Here is a 5,125-nt window from a genome sequence, read left to right on the forward strand (position 1 = left end):
CACAAGGTCAGCGAATACTCCATGCCCACAACACAATTACGCACTCACGCACTGCCAACCACACCCCCCGGCAACCGCATCCACGGATCCAGGCTGAGGTGCGAGGAGCGCAAGCGACGAGCCACGAAGGGCCGCTGCGCCTTCGACGAACTCCGGCGCCATCTCCGCCGAGGATCGCGACCGCTCAGTCGGTGGAGCTGTACGAGAGGTGTACGACGCCGTTGTCGAAGACGTCTGTGCCGACGAGCGTGAGAGGCAGATCGGCCAGACCGTCGAAGAGGCGGGCACCGCTCCCCAGGACCACGGGGTACACCAGCAGGTGCAGCTCGTCGATGAGCTTGTCGCGCAGCAACGCCCGCACGAGGGTGCCGCTCCCGCTGATGTAGAGGTCGCGATCCTTCTTGAGTTCGCGAATCCGGTCGGCGTCGTAGGCGCCGATGATCTCCGAGTTCTGCCAGGCAGCCGCGTCGTCGAGGGTCGAGGACACCACGTACTTGGTGGTGTCGTTGAAGAACGGCGCACCGGGATCGTCCTCGACCGTCCGGTGCGCCCAGGCCGGGGCAAACATCTCGAAGGTGTTGCGTCCGAGCAGGATTCCGGTGCAGTCGGACATGAAGGAGCCGAGCAGCTCGCCCATCCCGTCGGCGAATCCATACGGCATCGTGAAGCTCGGGTCCTCGTAGCTGCCGTCGAGGGTGATGAACTCGTGGACGTGGATCTTTCCCATGGTGTGGCCTCTCGTCTCGTCGCGGTGAACGTCACGATGTCAGACCGTGGGGCGGCGGAAAAGTCATCGGCTTCGAGAAGGGTCGTGCCCTTGTCGGGACCCTTCGTGACGCGCCCTCCGCAAGCTCCGGGCGCTCCTCAGGGAGCGGAGAGGCTGAGCCCCATCCCGCCGGCTGAGCCCCATCCCGCCGGCTGAGCTTGTCGAAGCCCTCGCGTCTGGTAACTCTGGACCCACACATCGGCGATCGAAGGAGATCCATGGACGTCGCAGGCAAGGTGGCCATCGTCACGGGTGGCGGTGCGGGTATCGGCGCGGCGATCGCGCATGCGCTGGTCGATGCGGGCGCGAAGGTCGTCGTCACCGATCTCGACGAGTCCGGCGCCCTGGCCGTCGCCGACTCACTGGGGGATTCGACGACCGCGATCGGCGGCGACGCCTCATCCGACGAGCACATCGACGGCGCGGTTCGGCTGGCGGAGAACACGTTCGGCCCGGTCGATCTCTACTTCGCCAATGCCGGTGTGGGCGTGGGTGGCGGTGTCGACACCGCCGAGGCGGTGTGGGATCTCACGCTGGACGTCAATCTCCGCGCCCACATCCGAGCAGCTCGGCGCCTCGTCCCGGAGTGGGTGGAACGAGGGACCGGCTACTTCGTCAGCACGGCGTCGGCCGCGGGTCTGCTCACGCAGATCGGCAATGCCCCGTACTCGGTCACCAAGCACGCGGCGGTCGGCTTCGCGGAGTGGCTCAACATCACCCACGGCGACGACGGCATCCGGGTGAGCTGCCTCTGCCCGATGGGCGTCGACACCAAACTGCTGCGGCCGGACGGTGATTCCGCCACCGAGGAGCAACGACTGATGCAGCGCGCCGTGGAGACCGCGGGCACGGTGCTCACGCCCGGGGCGGTGGCCGCGATCGTGCTCGACGCCGTCGCCGACGAACGCTTCCTGATCCTCCCCCACCCCGAGGTCCTCGAGATGTACCGGCAGAAGGGCGCCGACTACGACCGGTGGCTCCGCGGGATGCGCCGGTACCAGAGCAGCCTGCGCTGACCCTGTCGCCGTGTCGCGCCGCTACTCGAAGTAGCGTCGCGGCACGTCGACGAGCATCGTCGTGATGTCGGCCTCGCTCACCCCGCGTTCCCGTAGCGCCGGCAACACCTCTTCACTGATGTGCCGATAGTTCCACTTCGGGAGTGCCTGTTTCTTGGCCTCGTGGTCGAACCAGTCGATGAAGCAGGCGGCGTCGTGCGCGAGGGCCATGCGGTCGGCATAGCCGCGCTTGCACAGTTCGGCGACCGTGTTCACGCGCTCGTCGAACGGCAGGAGGAGGTCGAGCCCGAAACGATCCATGCCGAGAACGGAACCGGCGTCGGCGAGTTTCATCAGGTAGTCGAGGTCGACACTGTCTCCGGAGTGGCCGATGACCACCTTCGTCAGGTCGGCCCCCTCCTCGGCCAGGACCTTCTGGGCGACCAGTCCCGACTGACTGTGCGGATCGGTGTGCACGGTGATGGGCGCGCCGGTCTGGGCGCTGGTCTGTCCCACCGCGCGCATCACGCGCTCGACACCCGGTGTCAGTCCCTGGGATTCGATGGCGCACTTGAGGAAAGCCGCCCGCACACCGGTGTCCGCGATGCCCTCGGTGAGATCCTTCGTGAAGAGGGTGACCAGCGGCTCCGGGACGTCGAAGAGCATTCCCGGTCCCGCGTAGTGGAATTGGAACGGGATGTCGTTGTAGGTGTACAACCCGGTCGCGACGACGATGTTGAGGTCTATCTGTTCGGCAATCCGCTGGATGCGTGGGATGTACCGGCCGAGACCGAGAACCGTCGGGTCGAGGATCGTGTCGATCCCGAGTTCCTTCAGTTCGGTCAGGTCGCGGACCGCTTCGGCGACCTTCTCGTCCTCGTCCCAATCGTCCTGATAGTTCTGCCGGAACTCCTCGCCGACGACGAACACATGCTCGTGCACCAACACGTTCCCGAGGTCAGCGGAATCGATCGGGCCGGTCGCGGTGTGGACGGTGGCCATGGAACCTCCTCACCAGGAGGCCCCGTTGCCTCCACTGCGCCGAACCCTAGTCGACGACCTGATGCGGCAGGCGGCTTTCGCCCGTCGTCGCCGCCGACCGCCACGGCTCTGGCGGGACGGGCTTCAGGCAGCGCGTGGCGCGGTGAGTTTCTCCATGGCCCAGTACGACGTGCCGGCAACGACTGCCCCGGCAAGCCAGGACAGGTCGATCCCACCGAGGGCGACGGCGACGGGGCCCTGCAGTGCCGGCAGCATCCCGTACATGAACATCCAGGTCGCGGTGACACCGAGAGCGAGTGCGACGAGGGCGGTCGGCCGGACCATCGGCAGGGCGCTGTCCGCCGGTGTGGCGAACAGGCTCTCGGCGTCGATCTGTTGCCGAGCGATCAGGAACCAGTGCACGAGAACAACGCTGCCCCAAGGGCTCAACCAGCCGACGATCGACACCAGCCAGAAGTCGATGGTGGTCGCGAAGTCGCTGTTGAGCACGAAGTAGACGACGACCGCCATCGCCACGACGCCGATGATCAGGTTCAGCACGCGCCGGTCGACGCGGATGTCGAGCGCCTGCGTCGACACCGTGCACGTGTAGATGTTGAGGATGTTGGTCGCGAGCGGTCCGTGGATCACCAGCAACAGAACCGGCAGTGCGAGAACGCCGTAGGCGTCGACGATGATCTCACCCGGGTCGGCGGAGTCGCTCAATGTCGCCAGGGACGCACCCAGCACGCCGAGCCAGACGACCGGGATGAACTGCCCGAGTGCACTGGCGAGAAACAGCCTGCGCGACGGGACGTCCCGGGACACGAAGCGCGAGTAGTCGCCGGCGTAACCGATCCACGTCAGACCCCAGCCGATGCCGATCGCGGTCATCACCGCCGTGATCGCTCCGATGTGGGCCGATCCCGTGAGCTCCGGAGCGGTCGTCTGTCCCCAGTCGACGTCGAGGCCGACCCACGCGACGACGGTCATGACGAGCAGGATCGCGACCGTCGGAGGCACCGTCCATCGTTCGAACGCGGAGATCACCCGGTACCCGAACCACGCGATCGTCACCTGCATCCCCATGATGACCGCGGCCACGACGATCCGTGCGGCGTTGTTGTCGAGGTCCGGGTCGACGAGTCCCATCTCGCCGAGCAGCGCCATCACCAGGTCGAGAACGATCCAGGTGTTGACCGCGCACCAGCCCATGCAGACCAGGGCCTGGACGGCGGCGGGAACGTAGGCGCCGCGGCGTCCGAAGACGGCTCGCGACAGCACCATTCCGGTGACCCCGGTGCGCTGACCGATGACGACGAAGACGCCGAAGATGGTCATGCCGATGGCATTGCCGACGACGAGGACCGCCACTGTCTCCCACAGCCCGAGGCCCATGGTGACGCCGAGCGCACCCAGCACCCAGTTGATCGGCGCGATGTTGGCACCGGCCCAGATCCAGAACTGCCCGCGCACGTCATGGGTCTTCGCGGATTCGGGGATCAGTTCGAGTTCGGCCTCGGCCTGCGGGCCCGAATGGCCCGGTCCGGGTGCCGACGGGGTCGCGGCGTCGAGTGCGGTCATTGAGTCCGTCCAGGAAGTGTCGGCCCCCGATTGGGCGGGGTGCGTTCGGGCATGGCGCGCGACGATGCGCAGTGCATCCATGGTGGTCGCACCGCCCGTCGCGCGATACCTACAGAACGTTCGCACTCCTCGGGTACGGAACGGACAGAATGTCACACCTTCGGCGTTCCTCGCACAGCCAGCTGGACTGTCCGGGCTTCTCCTGCATACCGGCCTGGGGGATGCGTTGTTCGGCGGCGTCGGCGATGCGTAGCTGTTCTTAAGCCCGGTAAGCCAGGGCGACGTCGTGGTCGCGGCCGGTTTGGGCGTCGGCGGCCGCCGGGGTTGTGGCGCACGAGGGTTCCGAGGTCACGGCGGCATTGTCTGCAGGGGTGGCCCTGGGTGTCGGTGGGGATCGCGCAGCCGGGCAGGGCGCAGCGGGGGAAAAGTTCGGCGGTGATGGTCACGATGGTCCCTCGAGGTGGCGGGTGTGAGCGGGGCCGGGGCGATGGGCCACGACCGTGAGCGGTCGCGGCCTACCGCTGGACGGGGTCTAGTCGGGTGGCACGTCGACGGCATCGGTGTCCCCGGCGATGACCTTCTCGACGTCGGAGAGGGTGTACTCGTTCCGCAGGATCAGCTTGGAGAACGCCTCGACGGCCGAACGGTTCGTGATTGCTCCACAGTTTCGTCATTGATGACGAAATGACCTGACTTTCTCCAAGAACTGGTAACGAGACGTGTTCAAGTAGGACGAGTAGCAGAGCGCCAGGACAACTTCGAATACCACCCCGATCCGGCCTCTCGAGAATTGAGCGCG

The 5,125-nt window shown here is 66.5% G+C and carries 4 protein-coding genes; 1 reads left to right on the forward strand and 3 read right to left on the reverse strand.

All coding sequences use genetic code 11. The features are described from left to right. Window positions 1-184: 184 nt before the first annotated feature. Window positions 185-727 (reverse strand): dihydrofolate reductase family protein, encoded by a 543-nt coding sequence (locus ABIC25_RS24845; protein WP_354563575.1) that lies wholly within the window; start codon window positions 725-727, stop codon window positions 185-187. 257 nt (window positions 728-984) lie between these two features. Here ABIC25_RS24845 and ABIC25_RS24850 point away from each other — a divergent pair, with 257 nt between their 5' ends. Next, the gene (locus tag ABIC25_RS24850; RefSeq protein WP_354563577.1) at window positions 985-1,782 is read left to right on the forward strand and encodes an SDR family oxidoreductase; all 798 of its coding nucleotides are present in this window, start codon (window positions 985-987) and stop codon (window positions 1,780-1,782) included. Between the two features lie 21 nt (window positions 1,783-1,803). Here the strand turns inward: ABIC25_RS24850 and ABIC25_RS24855 are convergent, their stop codons facing one another. Next, the gene (locus ABIC25_RS24855; protein ID WP_354563579.1) at window positions 1,804-2,763 is read right to left on the reverse strand and encodes a phosphotriesterase family protein; all 960 of its coding nucleotides are present in this window, start codon (window positions 2,761-2,763) and stop codon (window positions 1,804-1,806) included. 123 nt (window positions 2,764-2,886) lie between these two features. After that, the gene (locus ABIC25_RS24860; protein WP_354563580.1) at window positions 2,887-4,326 is read right to left on the reverse strand and encodes a cytosine permease; all 1,440 of its coding nucleotides are present in this window, start codon (window positions 4,324-4,326) and stop codon (window positions 2,887-2,889) included. Window positions 4,327-5,125 lie beyond the last annotated feature (799 nt).

The organism is Gordonia sp. PvP123 (genome assembly GCF_040547295.1).
Classification (GTDB): Bacteria; Actinomycetota; Actinomycetes; order Mycobacteriales; family Mycobacteriaceae; genus Gordonia; species Gordonia terrae.

Excerpts from the sequence above, each read along its gene's own strand:
- ABIC25_RS24850 (WP_354563577.1), top strand. The coding sequence starts at position 985 with ATGGACGTCGCAGGCAAGGTGGCCATCGTCACGGGTGGCGGTGCGGGT.
- ABIC25_RS24860 (WP_354563580.1), bottom strand. The coding sequence starts at position 4,326 with ATGACCGCACTCGACGCCGCGACCCCGTCGGCACCCGGACCGGGCCAT.
- ABIC25_RS24845 (WP_354563575.1), bottom strand. The coding sequence starts at position 727 with ATGGGAAAGATCCACGTCCACGAGTTCATCACCCTCGACGGCAGCTAC.
- ABIC25_RS24855 (WP_354563579.1), bottom strand. The coding sequence starts at position 2,763 with ATGGCCACCGTCCACACCGCGACCGGCCCGATCGATTCCGCTGACCTC.